22 protein-coding genes are annotated in these 19,334 nt (G+C 71.8%); 8 read left to right on the top strand and 14 right to left on the bottom strand.

Features of this window, described 5'->3' with window-relative positions; all coding sequences use genetic code 11:
• Window positions 1–28: 28 nt before the first annotated feature.
• Window positions 29–661 (top strand): O-methyltransferase, encoded by a 633-nt coding sequence (locus BLQ34_RS00555; RefSeq protein WP_091780095.1) that lies wholly within the window; start codon window positions 29–31, stop codon window positions 659–661.
• Here BLQ34_RS00555 and BLQ34_RS00550 read toward each other — a convergent pair whose 3' ends face one another.
• The 3 genes from BLQ34_RS00550 to BLQ34_RS00540 form a co-directional block, all read right to left on the bottom strand.
• On the bottom strand, window positions 662–1,018 hold the full coding sequence (locus tag BLQ34_RS00550; protein ID WP_091780092.1) for a hypothetical protein: 357 nt from the start codon (window positions 1,016–1,018) through the stop codon (window positions 662–664).
• Window positions 1,015–2,538: a leucyl aminopeptidase family protein gene (locus tag BLQ34_RS00545; RefSeq protein ID WP_091780089.1), complete on the bottom strand. Its 1,524-nt coding sequence runs from the start codon at window positions 2,536–2,538 to the stop codon at window positions 1,015–1,017. Before BLQ34_RS00545 ends, BLQ34_RS00550 begins: the two co-directional genes overlap by 4 nt.
• Window positions 2,539–2,643: 105 nt before the next feature.
• Window positions 2,644–2,817 carry a DUF3117 domain-containing protein gene (locus tag BLQ34_RS00540; protein ID WP_082590346.1) on the bottom strand — a complete coding sequence of 58 codons (174 nt, stop codon included), beginning with the start codon at window positions 2,815–2,817 and terminating at the stop codon, window positions 2,644–2,646.
• Window positions 2,818–2,971: 154 nt separating this feature from the next.
• Here BLQ34_RS00540 and BLQ34_RS00535 point away from each other — a divergent pair, with 154 nt between their 5' ends.
• The gene (locus tag BLQ34_RS00535) at window positions 2,972–3,841 is read left to right on the top strand and encodes an enoyl-CoA hydratase/isomerase family protein (protein WP_091780087.1); all 870 of its coding nucleotides are present in this window, start codon (window positions 2,972–2,974) and stop codon (window positions 3,839–3,841) included.
• A 120-nt stretch (window positions 3,842–3,961) separates the two neighbouring features.
• On the opposite strand, the gene BLQ34_RS00530 is transcribed toward BLQ34_RS00535, so the two are convergent.
• The 7 genes from BLQ34_RS00530 to BLQ34_RS00500 are packed head-to-tail and all read right to left on the bottom strand — an operon-like array spanning window position 3,962 to window position 8,811.
• Window positions 3,962–5,245, bottom strand: coding sequence for a hypothetical protein (locus tag BLQ34_RS00530; RefSeq protein WP_091780084.1), 1,284 nt, complete (start codon window positions 5,243–5,245; stop codon window positions 3,962–3,964).
• Window positions 5,242–6,432: a hypothetical protein gene (locus BLQ34_RS00525; RefSeq protein WP_091780082.1), complete on the bottom strand. Its 1,191-nt coding sequence runs from the start codon at window positions 6,430–6,432 to the stop codon at window positions 5,242–5,244. The genes BLQ34_RS00530 and BLQ34_RS00525 overlap by 4 nt, the downstream gene beginning before the upstream one ends.
• Window positions 6,432–7,016: a DNA-3-methyladenine glycosylase I gene (locus BLQ34_RS00520; protein WP_197674747.1), complete on the bottom strand. Its 585-nt coding sequence runs from the start codon at window positions 7,014–7,016 to the stop codon at window positions 6,432–6,434. Before BLQ34_RS00520 ends, BLQ34_RS00525 begins: the two co-directional genes overlap by 1 nt.
• The gene (locus tag BLQ34_RS00515; protein ID WP_091780079.1) at window positions 7,013–7,468 is read right to left on the bottom strand and encodes an SRPBCC family protein; all 456 of its coding nucleotides are present in this window, start codon (window positions 7,466–7,468) and stop codon (window positions 7,013–7,015) included. Before BLQ34_RS00515 ends, BLQ34_RS00520 begins: the two co-directional genes overlap by 4 nt.
• A 3-nt stretch (window positions 7,469–7,471) precedes the next feature.
• Complete coding sequence (locus tag BLQ34_RS00510; protein ID WP_091780076.1) at window positions 7,472–7,750, bottom strand: DivIVA domain-containing protein; 279 nt, start codon at window positions 7,748–7,750, stop codon at window positions 7,472–7,474.
• 37 nt (window positions 7,751–7,787) lie between these two features.
• Window positions 7,788–8,033: a hypothetical protein gene (locus BLQ34_RS00505; protein ID WP_157692832.1), complete on the bottom strand. Its 246-nt coding sequence runs from the start codon at window positions 8,031–8,033 to the stop codon at window positions 7,788–7,790.
• Between the two features lie 58 nt (window positions 8,034–8,091).
• On the bottom strand, window positions 8,092–8,811 hold the full coding sequence (locus tag BLQ34_RS00500) for an LOG family protein (RefSeq protein ID WP_231961574.1): 720 nt from the start codon (window positions 8,809–8,811) through the stop codon (window positions 8,092–8,094).
• A gap of 158 nt (window positions 8,812–8,969) precedes the next feature.
• Here BLQ34_RS00500 and BLQ34_RS00495 point away from each other — a divergent pair, with 158 nt between their 5' ends.
• Complete coding sequence (locus BLQ34_RS00495) at window positions 8,970–10,322, top strand: serine hydrolase domain-containing protein (protein WP_231961367.1); 1,353 nt, start codon at window positions 8,970–8,972, stop codon at window positions 10,320–10,322.
• 132 nt (window positions 10,323–10,454) lie between these two features.
• On the opposite strand, the gene dapE is transcribed toward BLQ34_RS00495, so the two are convergent.
• Window positions 10,455–11,555: a succinyl-diaminopimelate desuccinylase gene (dapE, locus tag BLQ34_RS00490; RefSeq protein WP_091788966.1), complete on the bottom strand. Its 1,101-nt coding sequence runs from the start codon at window positions 11,553–11,555 to the stop codon at window positions 10,455–10,457.
• Between the two features lie 122 nt (window positions 11,556–11,677).
• On the opposite strand from dapE, the gene dapD reads away from it, so the two are divergent.
• From dapD to BLQ34_RS00475, 3 genes are all read left to right on the top strand, one after another.
• Window positions 11,678–12,607 carry a 2,3,4,5-tetrahydropyridine-2,6-dicarboxylate N-succinyltransferase gene (gene dapD, locus BLQ34_RS00485; protein ID WP_091780065.1) on the top strand — a complete coding sequence of 310 codons (930 nt, stop codon included), beginning with the start codon at window positions 11,678–11,680 and terminating at the stop codon, window positions 12,605–12,607.
• Window positions 12,594–13,484, top strand: a complete 891-nt coding sequence (locus BLQ34_RS00480) for a hypothetical protein (RefSeq protein WP_091780063.1) — start codon at window positions 12,594–12,596, stop codon at window positions 13,482–13,484. Before dapD ends, BLQ34_RS00480 begins: the two co-directional genes overlap by 14 nt.
• Before the next feature lie 170 nt (window positions 13,485–13,654).
• A complete protein-coding gene (locus tag BLQ34_RS00475) occupies window positions 13,655–14,656 on the top strand; it encodes a hypothetical protein (RefSeq protein ID WP_091780060.1) in 1,002 nt (333 codons plus the stop codon).
• Between the two features lie 108 nt (window positions 14,657–14,764).
• Here the strand turns inward: BLQ34_RS00475 and BLQ34_RS00470 are convergent, their stop codons facing one another.
• The 3 genes from BLQ34_RS00470 to fdxA all read right to left on the bottom strand — a co-directional run bounded on the left by BLQ34_RS00470 (window position 14,765) and on the right by fdxA (window position 17,642).
• On the bottom strand, window positions 14,765–16,060 hold the full coding sequence (locus BLQ34_RS00470; RefSeq protein WP_091780058.1) for a citrate synthase: 1,296 nt from the start codon (window positions 16,058–16,060) through the stop codon (window positions 14,765–14,767).
• A gap of 111 nt (window positions 16,061–16,171) precedes the next feature.
• Complete coding sequence (gene dapC / locus BLQ34_RS00465; protein WP_091780055.1) at window positions 16,172–17,302, bottom strand: succinyldiaminopimelate transaminase; 1,131 nt, start codon at window positions 17,300–17,302, stop codon at window positions 16,172–16,174.
• A 13-nt stretch (window positions 17,303–17,315) separates the two neighbouring features.
• Window positions 17,316–17,642, bottom strand: coding sequence for a ferredoxin (fdxA, locus tag BLQ34_RS00460; protein ID WP_091780052.1), 327 nt, complete (start codon window positions 17,640–17,642; stop codon window positions 17,316–17,318).
• Window positions 17,643–17,663: 21 nt separating this feature from the next.
• On the opposite strand from fdxA, the gene BLQ34_RS00455 reads away from it, so the two are divergent.
• Together BLQ34_RS00455 and BLQ34_RS00450 are read left to right on the top strand one after the other, a co-directional pair.
• Window positions 17,664–18,698, top strand: coding sequence for a GNAT family N-acetyltransferase (locus tag BLQ34_RS00455; protein ID WP_157692831.1), 1,035 nt, complete (start codon window positions 17,664–17,666; stop codon window positions 18,696–18,698).
• 110 nt (window positions 18,699–18,808) lie between these two features.
• Window positions 18,809–19,222 carry a VOC family protein gene (locus tag BLQ34_RS00450; protein WP_091780046.1) on the top strand — a complete coding sequence of 138 codons (414 nt, stop codon included), beginning with the start codon at window positions 18,809–18,811 and terminating at the stop codon, window positions 19,220–19,222.
• Window positions 19,223–19,334 lie beyond the last annotated feature (112 nt).

Here is a 19,334-nt window from a genome sequence, read left to right as displayed (position 1 = left end):
TCCCCCTCGCGGCAGTAGGGTTTGCGGCATGAGCGCACAGAAGCCGGCCAGCTGGGCCTACGCCGAGGAGTTCGTCACCGAGAACGAGGTGATCGAGTCGGCGCGGCGCCGGGGCGAGGAGCTGGGGGCGGTCCCCGTCGGCAACGGTGCGGGGGTGCTGCTGCGTCTTCTCGCGGCCGCGGTGAAGGCGAAGTCGGTGGTCGAGGTCGGCACCGGCGCCGGCACGTCGGGGCTGTGGATGCTGCAGGGCATGCCCGAGGACGGCATCCTCACGACCATCGACGTCGAGGCCGAGCACCAGAACGTGGCCAAGAAGGCATACGCCGAGGCCGGCATCGCCCACCAGCGCACCCGGGTGATCACCGGGCGCGCGCTCGACGTGCTGCCGCGGATGACCGACGGCGCCTACGACATGGTCGTCATCGACGGCGACAAGGTGGAGTACCCCGAGTACGTCAGCCACGGCATACGCCTGCTGCGCTCCGGCGGCGTGCTGGTGCTGGACAACATGTTGTGGCACGACAAGGTGGCCGACCCGGCCGCCCGCGACGAGCAGACCTCGGTGCTGCGCGACCTCGGCAAGTCGCTGCGCGACGACGAGCGGCTGATCCCGGCCCTCCTGCCGGTCGGCGACGGCATGCTGGCCGCCGTCAAGCGCTAGTCAGGCGGAGCCGGGGCCGGGGCCCCGGCGGAACCGGCCGGGCCCCTCGGCGATCGCCACGACCTCGAACGGCTCGATCAGGGTCGGGGCCGACCCGATGATGGTGCTGCCGGCCGACTCGGCCGCGGTGGCGGAGAACTCACGCTGGAAGTCGTCGCGGTAGACCTTCTCGTCGAAGACGTAGGTGCCCTCGAACCACTCCCCCTCGACCATCCGCCAGGTCTTGAAGGCCAGCCCGTCGAGGAACATGAACTTGGCCATCGACGTGCCGACGACGTAGTCGCGCAGCTCCTGCGCCACCCCCTCCGGGGCGGAGTCCAGGGACCAGCGCACGCTCAGTCCGTATCCGGCGTTCATGACATCTCCTCCAGCCAGGTGAGCAGCAGGCGGGCCCCGAAGCCCGTCCCGCCCTTGGTGAGGAGTCCGCGGTCGACGTCGGAGCGACCCACCCCGGCGATGTCGAGGTGTGCCCAGCGTCGCGCGCCCACGAACTCGCGCAGGAACAATGCTGCCGAGATCGAGCCGCCGCCGCCTCCGGTGCCCGCGATGTGGCTGATGTCGGCGACGTCGCTGTCGAGCGAGGCGCGGTAGTCCTCCACCAGGGGCATGGGCCAGAGCAGCTCGCCGGTGGCCTCGCCCGCGGAGACGAGCGCCCGCCTGAGCGCGTCGTCGGTCGCGTAGACCGGGGCCATCGAGCGGCCCAGGGCCACCCGGGCCGCGCCGGTGAGGGTGGCGATGTCGAGCAGCACCGTGGGCTCGAGGTGCAGGTCGGCGTAGGCCAGCGCGTCGGCCATCACGATGCGGCCCTCCGCATCGGTGTTGCCGATCTCCACGGTGCGCCCGCCGTACTGGGTGACCACGTCGCCCGGTCGGTAGGCCGCTGCGCCGACGGCGTTCTCGGCGAGCGCGAGCAGGCCGGTCACCTTCACCGGCACCGCCAGTTGGCGGCAGGCGGCGAGGACGGCCAGGACGATGCCCGAGCCGCTCATGTCGGTCTTCATCGCGAGCATGCCGTCGACCGGCTTGATGTCGAGGCCACCGGTGTCGAAGGTGATGCCCTTGCCCACGAGGACGACCAGGGGGGTCCGGGCGGTCGCTCCCTCGGGCACGTAGTCGAGCTGGACGAGCCGGGGCGGCGTCGCGGACGCGCCACCGACGGCGAGCAGACCCCCGAACCCCTCGGCACGGAGCTCGCGCTCGCCCCACACCCGGACGTCGAGGCCGCTGCGCCCGGCCAGGGTGCGGGCCTGCGCCGCCATCCAGGCGGGGTTCTTGGTGTTCGAGGGCACGACGGCGAGGTTGCGGGCGAGCATGGACGCGCGGGCGCGCACGACCGCGTGCCGCACGGACGGCTCGTCGTACGACCCCACCAGGGCCACCTCGGCGGCCGGCGAGGGCGAGGGCTTGGCTCCCTCACCCAACCACCGCGGGCTCGAGTAGCCGCCCAGCGCCAGGCCCTCGGCCAACGCGGACTGACCGGCCCGCGTGCCCCCGGCGCCCACGGTCGTGACGAGCGCAGCGTGCCCCTTGCCGGCCCGGCCCAGGGCGGCCCCCGCTGCTCGCAGGTCGGCGGGCGAGCCCTCGGCGACCCCCACCAGGAGCACCTTGCGGGCCGGGCGCTCCCCGGGCGCGAGCGGGATCGCCGTCAGCGCGCCCGCGTCCGACTTCGGCTCGTGGGTGGCCGACACCTGCGCGGCGTCGAGGCCCACGAGGGCCAGCGCCTTCGCGCCGTTGCCGGTGGTGGGGAGACCACCAGCGGGGACCGGCAGGGCGAGCAGGAGGTCATCGGGATCGAGGTCGGCGAGGACGTCGGCGAGGGGCTCCGCGGAGATGGTCCAGGCACTGGCAGCGGGGTCGAGCAGTTCGGGAGCAGGCACGGACCCGACCCTACCCACCCGGCCGGCGCACACCGCATACCCCTGCACGCGCGAGGACCCCCACCGACAGGTGCCGGTGGGGGTCCTCGAAAGGTGCAGGGGGGACTACTTGAGGCCCTCGCAGTTGTCGATCGCGTCGCCCAGGGCGCGCACCTCGTCGGGAGTCATCTCGACGACGAGTCGGCCGCCACCCTCGAGCGGCATGCGCAGGACGATGCCGCGACCCTCCTTGGTCACCTCGAGCGGGCCGTCGCCGGTCCTCGGCTTCATTGCCGCCATGAGAGTCCTTCCGTTCGGCGTGGTCTGCTGCTGGCCACGCGCATCCACGCCAGTGCCAGAGATCAGCCCCGCGCGCGCCAGATTTGCTCCATTATCCCGTGAACCACCTCACAGGCGAAATCCGGGTCGGAGGGCGGTCCGGCAGGATGGCGCCATGAGCGACACCACCGCCGACGAGAACGCCGACCCGACCACTGCCACCACCACTGCCACCACCACCGCCACGACCACCCAGCCGGGCGTCCCCGTCCTGGTCGAGCGGGACGGCGCGGTGGCCACGGTGCGCCTGAACCGTCCGGACGCGATGAACTCGCTCGACACCGCCACCAAGGACGCCCTGGTCAGCGCACTGACCGAGGTCGCGCAGGACCCGGCGGTCCGCTGCGTGGTGCTGACCGGCACCGGGCGGGCGTTCTGCGTGGGCCAGGACCTGCGTGAGCACATCACCCTCCTGCAGGCCGACGACCCCTCGCTCTGGGAGACGGTGGCGCGGCACTACAACCCGGTGGTCGAGCTGCTCGCGACGATGAACAAGCCCGTGGTCGCCGCGCTCAACGGTGTCGCGGCCGGGGCGGGCGCGGGCTTCGCGCTGGCCGCCGACTTCCGGGTGATGGTCGACACCGCGGGGTTCAACCTCGCGTTCGCCGGGATCGCCCTCTCCTGCGACTCGGGCACCTCGTGGTCGCTGCAGCGGTTCGTCGGCCCGGCCCGGGCCAAGGAGCTGCTCCTGCTGCCGCGCACGGTGCCCGCCGACGAGTGCCTCTCCCTCGGCCTGGTGACCCAGGTGGTGGCCGCCGAGGACCTCGACGCCACCGTGCGGGACCTGGCCACCCGGCTCGCCGCCGGCCCGACCCTCGCCTACGGGTCGATCCGCCGCGCGGTGGCGTTCAGCGCGGGCCACGGTTTGTCGGAGTCCCTGGCCACCGAGGGCGACTACATGACCTTGACCGGTGGGACCTCCGACCACCGAGCGGCTGTCGCGGCCTTCCTCGCCAAGGAGAAGCCGGTCTTCACCGGCGAGTGACCCGGGCGGCGTAGACAGCGCGTCCCAGCACAGGAAACCGGGTGAGGGACAGGTTGCAACCTGTCCCTCACCCGGTTTCCTCTGCTAGCAAAGGTTCGTGCAGGGCTCGGCAGCGGCGGGTCACGGTGGTGCCGAGGCCCACGGCGTGTAGGTCAGCAGGGTGCAGGTGAACCAGAACATCCCCACGAGCAGCACCAGCGCGACCACGCCGACCCGCCGTCGCCAGTGCGCCACCACCCGCGCTCCGGTGGAGGTGCGCATGGCCACCGACGCGACCACCGCCGCGAGCGGGAAGTCGAGCAGCAGGAACCGCCACATGCTCGTGATCGGCCGCACGACGGCCAGCAGGTAGAGCGGGTAGGCCAGCGCCCAGACCCGCAGCTCGAGGGCGAGCCACCGGCCGTGCCGCCCCAGGATGAGCGCGATGTAGGTGGCGACCAGCCCGACCAGGATGGTGACGCCGACGATGCCGTGGGCATCCCAGGCCCACGCGAGCCAGAGCACGAAGGGCCCGGACTCGGGCTTCTGGCCCCAGGCGGCCTGCACGTCGAAGAACGCCCGAGGCAGCCCGCTGGTGATGCCGACGACCACCGGCCAGGCGATCGAGGAGACCCCGGTCGACACCAGCATGAGGCCGGCCGTCACCCACTGGCCACCGATCGGCTTGACTCCCGCCGCCCGGTCGTCACGCCAACGCAGCACGAGGTGGGCGATGGCGGCGCACGCGATACCCGGCGCGGCCGAGCGGGTGAACCCCAGCACCAGCACCAGGATCGCGACCCAGGCGTAGCGCCGTTGCATGAGCAGGAGCAGCGACCCCGCGATCAGCACCCCCGCGAGCGCCTCGGTGTAGGGCATCACGAGGATCCCGGTCGCCGGGTAGAGACACCAGAGAGCGGCGGTCACCAGGGCGAGGCGTTCGCGGGCCGGCTGCGGCGAGGCGTGCAGCGCGAAGCCGAAGCAGCGCCACACCAGCAGCGTGCAGACCGCGCCGAGGAGGAGGTTGAGCGCCACCCCGGCGACCTCGAAGGACACACCCGTGGCCATCAGGCCACGGACGAGGAAGGGGAAGGCGGGGTAGAACGCCCACGCGCTGTAGGTGAGCAGCCCGGTGTCGGGGTCGGCGGGCAGTGGCACGGGGTAGCCCTGCGTGGCGACCCTGCGGTACCAGATGGTGTCCCAGTTGCCGAGGATGTCGCCGACCGTCGGGTCGAGGTGGCCCACGCCGGCCGGGGTCTGGAACCACGTCGCCGCCACCCCCATGGCGAGCAGCGCGACGACGCGCGTCGCGGCATACCAGAGCAGCAGGAAGACGACGGGACGGCGCAGCGCCCACCCTCCCAGGGCACTGCGCCCCTGGGAGGTCACCACCGAGCGCAGCCCGGAGAGCACGGTGACGGTCACGGCGGGTAGTCCGAGGGAGGGTGGTAGACGAGCAGCTTCCAGATCCACAGCGCCTGCCCGGCCACGCCGATCGCGATCAGCGTGCCGGCCCGGGCCCACAACCAGCTCCTGCCCCGGTCGCTGGAGAGACCGCCCAGCAGCACGGCGAACAGGGGGAAGAGCGGGAGGGCGTAGCGGAAGATGCTCGTGAACGGGTCGAGGACAACGGCGAGGTATGCCGGGTAGGCCAGGCACCAGGCCCGCAGCTCCACTCCCAGCGCGGTCGCCCAGGGCCCGCAGGTGAGGACGACGATCGTCGTGGCGAGGGCCGCGAGCGCGACCGGCCCGTAGACGGCGCCGCCCTCGAACTCGCGGAAGGTCCATTGCGACATGCCGAGCCACGGCTTGAACGGCGTGATCGCGCCGTCGACCCGCCACGACGCCATGGTGTCGGTGTAGGCGCTGCGCACACCGGTGACCCGCCACGCGATCAGCGGCCAGGCGACCGCCCCGAGGGCCGAGCCGGCCAGGGCCACGGCCCCCGCGGTGTACTCGCCCGGCCCGATGGGTTCGGCGCCGCGGCGGCGCCAGCGCGCGAACAGCGCCACGGCGACGACCACCGCCACCGGCACGGCGATCGGCCGGGTGACCCCGAGGAGCACGGCCAGCGCACCGACCGCGACCCAGCTGCGGCGGGTCAGCGCCCACAGCAGTGCGCAGAGCACGAGCATCGCGATCGCCTCGGTGTAGGCGATCTGGAGCGAGACGGCCGCCGGGAAGGCACCCCACGCGGCGACGGTGGCGAGCGCCAGGCGGTCGCCGACCCGGTCGGCCAGCAGCCGTCCCATGATCAGCGCGGCACCGAGCCCGCAGACCAGGGAGAGGGCCGATGCGACCACCGGGAAGCCGAGCCCGGTCAGCTGCATGAGCAGCTTGGACAGCAGCGGGAAGAGGGGGTAGAAGGCCCAGGCGTTCTGGGAGACCCGGCCGCTGCCGGGGTCGACCGGCAGGTCGTGCGGGTAGCCGTGCTCGGCGATGTGGCGGTACCAGCTGCCGTCCCAGAGCACGCTCATGTCGATCGGCTCGACCGTGGGCCCGGTCCAGTCGGGCATGACGACCTGGTCGCGGCTGGCCAGCACCAGCAGCACCGCCGACACCGCCCGCAGCGCGAGGTAGGCCACCGCCACCCTCGCACCGAGGCTGCGCATCATCGGGCTCCGCCCGCCCGGTGGCAGCCCGCGAGGTGGTCGTCGACGAGACCGCAGGCCTGCATCGCGGCATACATCGTGGTCGGTCCGACGAAGACGAAGCCGGCCTTCTTGAGGGCCTTGGCCAGGGCGACGGACTCCGGTGAGGTGGCGCGGAAGTCGCCGGTGGTGCGCGGCGGCACGTGGTCGCTCGGCGCGTGCGACCAGATCAGCGCGTCGAGCCCGCCGGCCTCGCGCAGGGCCAGCACCGCGGCGGCGTTCCGGATCGCGGCGTCGATCTTGAGCCGGTTGCGGACGATGCCGGCGTCGGCCATGAGGCGGTCGCGGTCACGGTCGTCGAACCGCGCCACCACCTCGGGGTCGAAGCCGGCGAACGCCGCCCGGAACCCCTCCCGCTTGCGCAGGATGGTGATCCACGCGAGCCCGGACTGGAATGCCTCGAGGGTGAGCCGCTCGTAGAGGGCCTGCTCACCGTGCACGGGCACGCCCCACTCGGTGTCGTGGTAGTCGAGGTAGTCCGGCGCCGATCCGGCCCAGGCGCACCGGCTGAGGCCGTCCGCGCCGACGACGAGCCCGCTGCTCACCGGCTGCGCTCTTCGGCGTGGGCCAGCATGGCGTCGACCGCCCGACCGTAGAGCCAGTCGTTGGCGCGATCGAGCAGTGGCGCGAACCACCGCTTGAAGGGCAGCGGCCGCACCACGACGTCCTCATGCCAGTCCAGACGGGTGCCGGTCCCGTCGGGTTCGACGGTCACCTCGGCCCAGCCACTCAGCAGCCGGCCGGTCTTCACGACCCGGAACGCCCCGCGCCCGTCCGGCCCCGGCGGCTCCCAGACCGACACCAGCATCGAGTCGGAGAAACCGACGCGTCCCAGCCCGCTGATCCCCGCGAACCCCCAGCCCGGGCGGGGCCCACCGGCATCGACCCGCATGCGGGTGGCCGGCATCCAGTCACCGTATGCCGCGAAGTCGGTCACGACGTCCCACACCGCCGCGGGGGGCGCGGTGGAGCGGCGGGTGAGGTGGAACTCGGCCATGGGTCAGCGACGGTGGTCCGCTGCGAGCCGGGCCTCGAGCTCCTCGATCCGGTGCTGCAGCTGGTCGAGCACCGCGTCCACCTGGTCCATCCGGTAGCCACGCAGGGCGGTGTCGAACCGGACGGCGGCGATCTCCCCCGCCCCGAACTCCTCGGTGAGCACCGGGTCGGCCTGGGTGGTGGTGGGCTCGGCGAGCGGGTCGTAACCCACCCGGCCCACCACGAGCGCGGCGAAACCTCCGACGAGGAGGACGCCGATCGCGATGAAGAAGACCCAGATCACCGGCCGATCGTCGCACGAACTGCTGCGAGCGACCTACTCAGCCCGCCGTTCCCAGCTCGTGGGTCTGGTCATCCGCGTTCGCGATCGCGGTCCTCGTCAGCATGGCGACGAAGTCGGGGACGTCCTCGGGGGCGAGCCGCAGGGTGGCCCTGCACACGGTGTCCTGCCAGATCGACAGGACGACCCGTCCGCTCTCCGGGTGGCCGGAGATGCGCAGCGTGCGACCGGTGACGTCCCGGCCGACGATGACGTCACCATGACGCGGCAGCGGCGAGATGGTCACGTACCCATCATCGGTGGCCACGCCGGTCCCGTCCATCCCCCGAACTCCCCGGGTCTGGCTACTCGGGGTGCTTCGGCGGGACGTGGTCCTCGGCCACGGTCACCAGCAGGACCGCCTCGTCGACGTCGTCGGTGAGGTGCAGCAGGTCGACGTCCTTCTGGCTGACCGTGCCAGCCTCGAGGACGGTGCCGCGCAGCCAGTCGAACAGGCCGCCCCAGTAGTCGGTGCCCATCAGCACGATCGGGAAGGAGGTGACCTTCTGGGTCTGCACCAGCGTCACGGCCTCGAACAGCTCGTCCAGCGTGCCGAACCCACCGGGCAGGACGATGAAGCCCTGGGCGTACTTGACGAACATCGTCTTGCGGGCGAAGAAGTAGCGGAAGTTCACACCGAGGTTCACGTGCTCGTTGAGGCCCTGCTCGAAGGGCAGCTCGATGCCCAGCCCGACGCTGGCGCCGCCCGCCTCGCGGGCTCCCTTGTTGGCCGCCTCCATGGCGCCGGGACCGCCGCCGGTGATGACGGCATACCCCTCCTCCACGAGGCGACGACCCACGTGGGTGGCGAGCTCGTAGAAGGGGGTGCCGGGCTTGGTGCGGGCCGAGCCGAACACGCTGACGGCCGGGCCGAGCTCGGCCAACGCGCCGAACCCCTCGACGAACTCGCTCTGGATGCGCATCACCCGCCACGGGTCGGTGTGCAGCCAGTCGCTCGGACCGCGGCTGTCGAGCAGCCGCTGGTCGGTGGTGGTGCCGGGCACCCGCGACCCCCGCAACGTCACCGGTCCGGTGTGGTAGTCGAAGCCCGGGTAGTCCTCGTCGCGCTCGGTGGCACCGGCCGTCCGAGCGTCGTCTGCCTGCGTCTCGTCGCTCACGCACCACAACCTACGCGAGCCGGTGCGCCGTCCCCCGCGGCATCGCGATGGCTAGGGTCGACGACGTGGACACCACCCTGCAGGACACGACGGTCCGACGACTCCGCGACCTCGGCATCGACCGCCAGCGCACCGGGCGCGTGCCCGGTCTCGCCGCAGCCGTGGTGCGCCGTGGAGACCTCCTCTGGTGCGACGGGGTCGGCACGGCCGACGTCGCGGCACCGCGGGTGCCCGGCCCGGACGACCAGTTCCTCATCGCCTCCAACACCAAGAGCTTCACCGCCGTGCTGGTGATGGCACTGCGCGACGAGGGCCGGCTCGACCTCGACGACACCCTCGACCAGCACCTGCCGGGCGTGACCCACCGGGCCACCGTGCGCCAGGCCCTCTCGCACGCCACCGGCCTGGCCCGTGAACCGCTCGGGGACATCTGGGAGACCCTCCGGCAACCGGACGCCACGACCCTGATGAGCGACTTCAACGCCATCGAGCGGGTGGGTCGGCCGCACGACCACTTCCACTACTCCAACATCGTGTATGCCGTGCTGGGCCAGCTCGTCGAGCGTCTCGAGGGACGCCCCTGGGAGGAGGTCCTGCGCACGCGGATCCTGCAGCCACTCGGCATGACCCGCACCACGGTCGGGTTCGATGACGGCCCGCGGGCGATCGGCTACCACGTCCAGCCGTTCCACGACGTGCCCCGCGTGGAGCCGGTCGTGGACCTGCGTGCGATGGGCCCGTGCGGCGCGCTCGCCAGCACCGTGACCGACCTCGCGACGTGGTCGGGCTTCGTGGCCGACCCGGATCCTTCGATCCTGTCGCCCGACACCTTCGAGGAGATGTGCCAGCCGCAGCTGGTGCTCGACACCGAGAGCTGGAGCGGTGCGATGGGGCTCGGCTTCTTCCTGATGCGGTCACCCGGCAAGCGGACCTGGGTGGGGCACACCGGCGGCATGCCCGGTCAGGTGACGGGCGTCTTCACCCACCGGGAGAGCGGCACCGGTGGCATCGCGCTGATGAACAGCTCGTCCACGCCCGACCCCGCCGAGCTCTCGATCGCCCTCGGTGAGATCGTCCTCGAGCACGACCCCGCCGAGGCCGAACCGTGGCGGCCGGGCACGTCCGTGCCCGACAACCTGGTGCCGCTGCTCGGGAGGTGGTTCTCCGAGGGGTCCGGCTTCACCTTCTCGGTGCGCGAGGGCCGGCTCGAGGCCCGGGCCGACTCGGCGCCGGCGGACCGCGCGCCGTCGGTCTTCGAGCGGATCGACGACACCACCTTCCGCACCATCTCGGGGCGGGAGCGGGGCGAACCGCTGCGGGTCACCTACGCCGCGGACGGGACCGTGACGAAGCTGAACTGGGCGACCTACCTGGTGAGCCGGGAGCCCCTGGGGTTCGGCGAGCAGCCGACCGGCTGACGCTCTCGGCGATCGCGACAGCACCGGCACCGGCAACGCGGACGCTGCCCCGGACGGCGACGCGGACGGCGACGCGGTCGGCGCCCCGGACGGCGACCCGGCGGCATACCCCCATCGTCGGACGGTTCGGCGTCAGGCCAGCCAGCGCAGGAGGGCGGTCTCGGCGGACTGCAGCTGGCTGACCGGCACCCGCTCGTCGTCGTGGTGCGCGAGGTTGGGGTCACCCGGCCCGAAGTTGACGGCGGCGATGCCCATCTCGGAGAACCGCGCGACGTCGGTCCAGCCCTCCTTGGCGATGACCGGCACGGCGAGCGCGTCGACGAACGCCTTGGCAGCCGGCAGGTCGAGCCCCGGTCGCGCCCCCGGGGCGTTGTCGAGGCAGACGACGTCGAAGCCCTCGAAGAGGTCCTTGACGTGCAGCAGGGCCTCGTCGGCCGACTTGTCGGGCGCGTAGCGGTAGTTGACCGTGACCACGCACTCGTCCGGGATGACGTTGCCGGCGATGCCCCCGCGGATGCCGGTGGCGTTCATGGCTTCGTGGTAGTCCAGCCCGTCGACGGTGATCGTCGAGGTCTCGTAGGCGGTCAGCCGGGTGAGGACGGCGTTGGCGTCGTGGATGGCGTTGCGGCCGTTCCAGGGGCGGGCCGAGTGGGCGGCGACGCCCCGGACGATCACGTCGACGCGCAGGGTGCCCTTGCAGCCACCCTCGACCTGGCTCGCGGTCGGCTCGAGCAGCACCGCGAAGTCGGCGTCGTCGATCAGCTCGGGCCGCTGCTGCTGCACGTGCAGCAGGCCGTTGTGCCGGCTGTCGATCTCCTCGCCCTCGTAGAAGACGAAGGTGAGGTCGCGGCTCGGCTCGGTCACCAGGGCCGCCTTCAGCTGGACGGCCACCCCGCCCTTCATGTCGACGGTGCCCCGGCCGACGAGGTCGTCGCCCTCCCGGCGGGTGGGCAGGTTGGCGGGGTCCTTGGTCAGCGGCACCGTGTCGATGTGGCCGGCGAGGACGACCCGCTCGTCGCGACCGAGGTCGGTGCGCGCGACCAGGGTGTTGCCGATCCGCGTGACGGCCAGGTGCCCGAGCGGGGCCAACGCGGCCTCGATCGCATCGCAGACGGTGGCTTCGTCGAGGCTCACCGACTCGATGTCGCAGAGCGCGGCGGTGAGGGTGACGATGTCGGCGGACAGGTCGAGGGCCGGTGTCGCCGCTGCGGTCGGGCTGGTGTGGTTCGCCATGTTCGCCACCATATCGACCCCTCCCGCAGCCGACCCGGTCACCCGGAGACGCCGGGGAGGACCGTCCCGACCGGTCCCCGGACCGGTCCGAGGCACCTGCTCTGCTCCCTTAGGCTTGCGGCATGAGTGAGCGCACCGCATGGGGCTTCGGGCTGGCCACCACGACCACGGACGGTGTCGTGCTGGACACCTGGTACCCCCAGCCGGCCCTGGGCCAGCGCCCTGCCGGCGCGAGCGCCCCCGAGGAGCTGCGGGCCCTGGTCGGTGCTGACGAGCTGCGGCGCGTGCGCCGCGTCATCGTCGATGTCGAGGTCGACCTCGACGCCGCTCCGGCCGACCCGTCCGACGCCTACCTGCGCCTTCACCTGCTGTCGCACTGCCTGGTCGAGCCCAACACCGTCAACCTCGACGGCCTGTTCGGCGTGCTCACCAACGTCGTCTGGACCACCGCGGGCCCGTGTGCCGTCGAGGGCTTCGAGCTCACCCGCGCACGACTCCGCATGCGCGGCACGGTCAACGTGCTCGGGGTCGACAAGTTCCCGCGGATGACGGACTACGTGGTGCCCGCCGGGGTGCGGATCGGCGACGCCGACCGGGTCCGGCTCGGCGCCCACCTGGCGCCCGGCACGACGGTCATGCACGAGGGGTTCGTCAACTACAACGCCGGCACGCTCGGCCACTCGATGGTCGAGGGGCGGATCAGCCAGGGCGTCGTCGTCGGCGACGGCTCCGACATCGGTGGCGGTGCCTCCACGATGGGCACGCTGTCCGGTGGTGGCACCGAGCGCGTCAGCATCGGCGAGCGCTGCCTGCTCGGCGCCGAGTCGGGTCTGGGCATCGCGCTCGGCGACGACTGCGTGGTCGAGGCCGGCCTCTACCTCACCGCCGGCACCAAGGTCACGCTCAGCGACGGCCGGGTGGTCAAGGCGCGCGAGCTCTCCGGCCAGTCCAACCTGCTCTTCCTCCGCAACTCCGTCACCGGCACCGTCGAGGCGCGGGCCCGCGACGGTCACGGCATCGTCCTGAACTCGGCCCTGCATGCCAACGACTAGGCGCGGCGGGGTCGTCCTGGCGGAGCAGCACCGGCCGTCGCGGACCAGCAAGCTCGTCACCCGGCTGGTGCTGGTCCTGCTCGCCGGTGGGCTGGTCGTGGCGGGGTTCGTCGGTGCCCGCGGGCTGGTCACCAACTTCGGCGGGCCCCGGTGCCAGGCCACCGCGCTGGGATCGAGCGTCGACTTCGACCCGAGCCAGACGGCATACGCGGCGACCATCGAGGCGATCGCCGAGAAGCGGGGGCTGCCCGCCCGGGCCGCCACCATCGCCATCGCCACGGCGATCCAGGAATCCAAGCTGCGCAACCTCAAGTACGGCGACCGCGACTCGGTGGGGCTGTTCCAGCAGCGCCCGAGCCAGGGCTGGGGCACCGTCGAGCAGATCCTCGACCCCGTCTACGCGACCAACAAGTTCTACGACGCGCTCGTGAAGATCGACGGCTACGAGGACATGCGGATCACCGAGATCGCGCAGAAGGTGCAGAAGAGCGCCTACCCCGAGGCGTACGCCGACCACGAGCAGGAGGGGCGGCTGCTCGCCTCCACCCTGAGCGGGCACTCCCCCGAGGGCCTGGGTTGCCGCCTCGACGACCCCGCGGCCGGCGAGGGCGACCCCGCGGCCCTGAAGGCCGCGCTGGCCAAGGAGCTCGGCGTCAAGGCCACCGTCAGCGGCCGCACCGTGACCGTCAGCGCCGGTTCGGAGCGGGCCGCCTGGAGCGCCGGCGCGTATGCCGTGGCCAAGGCCTCCCAGCACGGCGCCACCTCGGTGCGCGTCGGCTCGCGCGAGTGGACCCGCACCCGCAACTCCTCCGGGTGGCAGTGGCACGACGCCAAGGGCGGCAAGGCCAACACCGTGACGGTCACATTCGCCCCCTGACCCCTGCCCCCTGCCCCCCCCTGCACGAACCTTTGCTAGCAAAGGAAACCGGTTGGTGGACAGGTTGCAACCTGTCCACCACGCGGTTTCCTGTGCTGGGACAGCCCCCGAGCCAAGGTTGTCCACAGGGTCGCCACGCGTCGTCGACGAGTCCGGCACCCTTGGTGCGCATGGACTTGCACGACCTCGCCGATGATCACCTCATCTCCACCGCGACAGCCCTGACGCTCGGCATCGACCCCGCTGGCATGCGCGCCCGCGTCCGCGCAGGGACCCTCTTCCGGGTGATCAGGGGCTGGTATGCCGTGCGGTCGCCGAATTCGGAACGTGCGCCCTGGGAGGGTGACGACACGTTCGACGAGGCACGCCGCCGGCATCGGCTGCTGGTGACCGCCCTCCTCAAGTCCTTCGACGGCCGGGTCGTCGCCAGCCACCAGTCGGCACTGGTGCTCCACGAGCTGCCGATGTGGCAGGCCGACCTCACCACAGCCCACCTGTGTCGCACCGCCAACGACCACACCCGACACCGCAGGTCGGCCGTCATCCATCCGCGCGTCGAGGCCGACCCCGTCGCCGGGTCCGGTGGATACCAGACGGTGACGCCGGCCCACGCTGCCGTCCAGGTCGGCCTCTACCCGCCGGACGACGCGACCTGTCGGGTGCCCATGGACAGCCTGATCGCCGCGGATGCCGCGCTGCATCGCGGCCTGGTCGGTCGGGAGGAGCTCGAACGGGCCGTGGCGGCGCACACCCACCACCCCGGCATACCCGTTGTCAGGCAGCTCCTGGCCCACGTCGACGGGCGACACGAGTCGCCCGGGGAGACCCGCCTGGCCCACGCGATGCGGACTCTGGGCTACTCCTTCACGCCTCAGGTGCCTCTGGCCGGCTCCCGGGGCTACCGCGGCGACTTCGGGCTGGACGACGAGCCGGTGGTCGTGGAGTTCGACGGCCTCGCGAAGTACTCGCTGGCCAGCGCCACGGGCCCGGCCGGCTCTGCCATGGCTCGCCGCGAGAACCTGGCGGCCGAGAAGCGCCGTGAGGAGGACGTGCGGATGCAGGCGACGGTGGAGTTCGCCCGATTCACCTGGAGCGAGCTCGACGACCTGCACCTGGTCAGGAAGCGGATCGAGGCTGCCCGGGCGAGAGCTCGTCGGGGGCGACACCGCTGAGGTGGCGGCATCCGGGTCCACCCAGCACAAGAAACCGGTTGGTGGACAGGTTGCAACCTGTCCACCAACCGGTTTCCTTTGCTAGCAAAGGTTCGTGCAGGGGGCGGGTCAGCGAGTGGACATCGCCACGTAGTCGCGCTCGGTGGCCCCGGTGTAGATCTGGCGCGGGCGGCCGATCTTGGTCTGCGGGTCCTGGATCATCTCGCGCCACTGGGCGATCCAGCCGGGCAGCCGGCCGAGCGCGAAGAGCACGGTGAACATCCGCTCGGGGAAGCCCATCGACTTGTAGATCAGGCCGGTGTAGAAGTCGACGTTCGGGTAGAGCTTGCGCTCCACGAAGTAGTCGTCCTCCAGCGCCCGCTGCTCCAGCTGCAGCGCGATGTCGAGCAGGGGGTCGGAGACGCCGTCCTTGTTCAGGATGGTGTCGGCGGTCTTCTTGATGATCGCCGCCCGCGGGTCGTAGTTCTTGTAGACCCGGTGGCCGAAGCCCATCAGCTTGACCCCGTCCTCCTTGTTCTTGACCTTCTTGACGAAGGTGTCGACGTCGCCACCGTTGTCGTGGATCTGCTGGAGCATCTCCAGGACGGCCTGGTTGGCACCGCCGTGGAGGGGACCGAACAGCGCGTTGATGCCGGCCGACACCGAGGCGAACAGGTTGGCGTTCGACGACCCGACGAGACGCACCGTCGACGTCGAGCAGTTCTGCTCGTGGTCGGCGTGCAGGATCAGGAGCAGGTCGAGCGCCTTCACCATGTCGGGGTCCATGTCGTAGGGCTCTGCGGGGAACCCGAACGTCATGCGCAGGAAGTTCTCCGGGACCGACAGCGAGTTGTCGGGGTAGAGGAACGGCTGGCCGACCGACTTCTTGTAGGCGTACGCCGCGATGGTCGGCAGCTTGGCCAGCAGGCGGACCGTCGAGATCTCGACCTGCTCCTTGTCGAACGGGTCGAGGCTGTCCTGGTAGAAGGTCGACAGCGCCGACACGGCAGATGACAGCACCGGCATCGGGTGGGCGTCACGGGGGAAGCCGCCGAAGAAGGCCTTGAGGTCCTCGTGCAGCAGGGTGTGACGCCGGATCTTCTGGTCGAAGTCGTCGAGCTGCGCCTGGGTCGGGAGCTCGCCGTAGATGAGGAGGTAGGACACCTCGAGGAAGCTCGACTTCTCGGCGAGCTGCTCGATCGGGTAGCCGCGGTAGCGCAGGATGCCCTCGTCACCGTCGATGTAGGTGATGGCGCTGCTGCAGGACGCAGTGTTCACGAACCCGCTGTCGAGCGTGACGTTGCCGGTCTCCTTGAGCAGCTTGGAGATCTCGTATCCGTTGTTGCCCTCGGCGGCCTTCACCAGGGGCAGGTCGAGGGTCTTCCCGCCCGCCGTCAGGGTGGCGCCAGCAGTTGCGTCAGTCATGTGTGATCCGTCCTCCACGTGAAGCGGGCGCCCAGAACCGTGTGCTGCCCAGGCGCTTCCCGCGCACTGCGACGCTACCCCACGGGTGGCGGGCTCAGACAATCGAGGCGGTCAGCCCGCCAGCCGTTCGGCCGCCGTGGCGATGCGCTCGTCGGTGGCGGTGAGGGCGATGCGGACGTGCTGCCGGCCGGCTTCGCCGTAGAAGCTGCCGGGCGCCACGAGTATGCCGCGGGCGGCCAACGCATCGACCGTCGCCAATGCGTCCTCCCCCCTGGTCGCCCAGAGGTAGAGACCGGCGTCGGAGTGGTCGACGCGGAGCCCGAAGCCTTCGACGGCTGCGCGCAGCGTGGCCCGCCGCGCGGCATACCTCGCCTTCTGCTCGGCCACGTGGACGTCGTCGCCGAGGGCGGCGGTCAGCGCCTGCTGGACCGGCCAGGGCACGATCATCCCGGCGTGCTTGCGGACCTCGAGGAGCCGGCGGACCAGGGCCACGTCGCCCGCGACGAAGGCGGCTCGGTAGCCCGCGAGGTTGGACTGCTTGCTCGTGGAGTAGACCGCCAGCAGACCCTCGTGGCTGTCGCCGCAGACCCGCGGGTCCAGGATGCTCGGCGTCGTGGGCGAGCCCCCGTCGCGCGCGCTCTCGGGCCGCCAGTCGAGCTCGGCGTAGCACTCGTCGCTGGCGACGACCACGCCGTGCTGGCGGGCCCACGCGACGACCTTGGCGAGGTGGTCCACACCCAGGACGCGACCGGTCGGGTTGCTGGGACTGTTGAGCCACAACAGCTTCGGGGTCGTGGCCGCGGTCAGCGGGCCGAGCGCCGCGAGGCCGTCGACGACCTGCGGCCTGGCGCCGGCGAGGCGGGCGCCCACGTCGTAGGTCGGGTAGGCGATGCCCGGGAACCCGACGACGTCTCCGGCTCCGAGACCCAGCAGGGTGGGCAGCCACGCCACCAGCTCCTTGGACCCGATCGTCGGCATCACGCCGTCCGGATCGAGCGCGGGCACCCCGCGGCGCCGGGCGAACCACGCCGCCACGGCCTCGCGCAGGGGCGCAGTGCCGTAGGTCAACGGGTAGCCAGGGGCGTCGGCGGCAGCCCGCAACGCCTCTTGGACGACAGCGGGCGTGGGGTCGACCGGAGTGCCGACCGACAGGTCGACGATGCCACCGGGAACAGCACTCGCCCGCTCCTTGGCCGGAGCGAGCGAGTCCCAGGGGAAGTCGGGCAGGGCGCGAACGCTCACGCCACCACGCCGATCACTCGTCGTGCGACTGCGGGGGCAGGTCGGCGATCAGCGGGTGGTCCTTGGGGATCATCCCGAGCTTGGCGGCGCCACCAGGGCTGCCGAGGTCGTCGAAGAACTCGACGTTGGCCTTGTAGTAGTCGGCCCACTGCTCGGGGGTGTCGTCCTCGTAGTAGATCGCCTCGACGGGGCAGACCGGCTCGCACGCACCACAGTCGACGCACTCGTCAGGGTGGATGTAGAGGGACCGCTCGCCTTCGTAGATGCAGTCGACCGGACATTCCTCGATGCAGGCCTTGTCCTTGAGGTCCACACAAGGCTGGGCGATCACGTACGTCATGGCGCACATACTATGCGGCTCATGTCGGCCGACGTCAGCAACCTCCCCCTCGGGTCCCGAGTTGTGGTCCGGTGGCGGCTGCCGGCACCCGACCCCGCCACCGGCGCCACGCTCACCGACGCAGTCGGCACCCTGGTCGCCCGCGACGACGACACCCTGCAGGTCGAGACCTCCCGGGGTCTGGTGACGGTCGAGCTGGCCAGGGTCGAGGCCGCCAAGGAGGTGCCGCCCAGGCCGACGCGACGCGGCGCCGCCCACCTCGCGGTGTCGATCGAGGACCTGCAGCGGGTGATGACACCGGCGTGGGGTGCGGTCGAGCGGTCGACCCTCGGCGACTGGGCGCTGCGTGCATCCCAGGGTTACACCCAGCGCGGCAACTCGGTGGTGCCCGTCGGGAGCCCTGGCCGGCCCCTGTCCGACGCCGTCGACGACGTCGAGGACTGGTATGCCGCGCGCGGACTCCCAGCCAAGTTCGCCCTCGCCGGGCCCGAGGGTTTCGACCCGGGCGACGACCCGCTGGGCGCGCTGCTGCTGGCTCGGGGATACAGCGTCGGCAGCCGCACCCTCAACCTCACGGCGGACCGCGACACCATCGCGGCCGCCGATCCCGGCGGCCCGGCCGTGGTCATCACCTCGGAGCTCACGCCCCCGTGGCTGGAGGCGTACCGCAAGACCCGAGCCACGGTGGAGGGCGCCACCGAGGCGGTGCTGCGCGACAGCCCTCGCGTGCTGTTCGCCAGCATCACGCCCGGCGGCGGCCTGTCACAACAGCTCGGGCTGCGAGCCTCCGACGCTGCAGGAACGACGCCGATCGCGGTGGCGCGCATGGGGATCGGCGCAGGCTGGGCCGGGCTCGGCGCGGTCTGGACCGACCCGGCATACCGAGGACGCGGTCTGGCCGCCCACCTCACCGCCGCCCTCGCAGCGCGCCTGCGCGAGGAAGGCACCAGCCTGGTCCACCTGCAGGTCGAGCACGACAACACGACGGCGATCAGGCTCTACCGGCGGCTCGGCTTCGACGTGCACTCGTCGTACGCGTACCTCACCCAGGGCTGAGGCGGTCGCGCGCCGCTCAGCCGACCCGGTGGGCGAGCTCGTCTCGAGGGGTGCGGACCCCTGGGAAAACCCGCTGGCACCCGGGAGGGCGGGCCCGACAGAGTGGCGTCATGACGTCACGCATCTCGCACACCACGATCGACTCCCGAGACGCGCACGCCCAGTCGGTCTGGTGGTGCGGCGTGCTCGGGTTCTCCGAGGACCCGCGCGACCCCAACCTCCCGGGCCACGAGGAGTGCATGATCTTCTCCCCCGACGGCCGCCAGCGGATCCTGTTCATCGAGGTGCCGGAGGGCCGGACGGTGAAGAACCGCATCCACTTCGACCTCTGGCCCACGGACCGCACCATGAACGAGGAGGTCGAGCGGCTGTTCGAGGCGGGCGCGACCCTCGTGCACGACCTGCGCGACCAGCACGGGCCGGGCACCGGCTGGGTGACGCTGGCCGACCCCGAGGGCAACGAGTTCTGCGTCCTGCGCAGCGAGGCCGAGCGCCCGGACCCCTACGCCCACCTCGTGCGGTAGTCGCAGGGGCCAGGGGGACTCTCGTGCACCACTCGAGCTGGCGCCGTCCGGGGTGGCGCCATCCGGTGCACCGGGCGAGCTGGCGCCGACCTGACTTGCGCCGTCCCAGGCA

The sequence above is a fragment of the Pedococcus dokdonensis genome, from assembly GCF_900104525.1.
Lineage (GTDB): Bacteria > Actinomycetota > Actinomycetes > Actinomycetales > Dermatophilaceae > Pedococcus > Pedococcus dokdonensis.
Note: the sequence above shows the minus strand (reverse complement) of the source record. Positions and strands in the feature narration are given on the sequence as shown.

Coding starts and splice junctions, on each gene's coding strand:
- BLQ34_RS00555 (WP_091780095.1), top strand. CDS start 29: ATGAGCGCACAGAAGCCGGCCAGCTGGGCCTACGCCGAGGAGTTCGTC.
- BLQ34_RS00550 (WP_091780092.1), bottom strand. CDS start 1,018: ATGAACGCCGGATACGGACTGAGCGTGCGCTGGTCCCTGGACTCCGCC.
- BLQ34_RS00540 (WP_082590346.1), bottom strand. CDS start 2,817: ATGGCGGCAATGAAGCCGAGGACCGGCGACGGCCCGCTCGAGGTGACC.
- BLQ34_RS00535 (WP_091780087.1), top strand. CDS start 2,972: ATGAGCGACACCACCGCCGACGAGAACGCCGACCCGACCACTGCCACC.
- BLQ34_RS00525 (WP_091780082.1), bottom strand. CDS start 6,432: ATGCGCAGCCTCGGTGCGAGGGTGGCGGTGGCCTACCTCGCGCTGCGG.
- BLQ34_RS00515 (WP_091780079.1), bottom strand. CDS start 7,468: ATGGCCGAGTTCCACCTCACCCGCCGCTCCACCGCGCCCCCCGCGGCG.
- dapE (WP_091788966.1), bottom strand. CDS start 11,555: ATGGCGAACCACACCAGCCCGACCGCAGCGGCGACACCGGCCCTCGAC.
- dapD (WP_091780065.1), top strand. CDS start 11,678: ATGAGTGAGCGCACCGCATGGGGCTTCGGGCTGGCCACCACGACCACG.
- BLQ34_RS00480 (WP_091780063.1), top strand. CDS start 12,594: ATGCCAACGACTAGGCGCGGCGGGGTCGTCCTGGCGGAGCAGCACCGG.
- BLQ34_RS00475 (WP_091780060.1), top strand. CDS start 13,655: ATGGACTTGCACGACCTCGCCGATGATCACCTCATCTCCACCGCGACA.
- BLQ34_RS00470 (WP_091780058.1), bottom strand. CDS start 16,060: ATGACTGACGCAACTGCTGGCGCCACCCTGACGGCGGGCGGGAAGACC.
- fdxA (WP_091780052.1), bottom strand. CDS start 17,642: ATGACGTACGTGATCGCCCAGCCTTGTGTGGACCTCAAGGACAAGGCC.
- BLQ34_RS00455 (WP_157692831.1), top strand. CDS start 17,664: ATGTCGGCCGACGTCAGCAACCTCCCCCTCGGGTCCCGAGTTGTGGTC.
- BLQ34_RS00450 (WP_091780046.1), top strand. CDS start 18,809: ATGACGTCACGCATCTCGCACACCACGATCGACTCCCGAGACGCGCAC.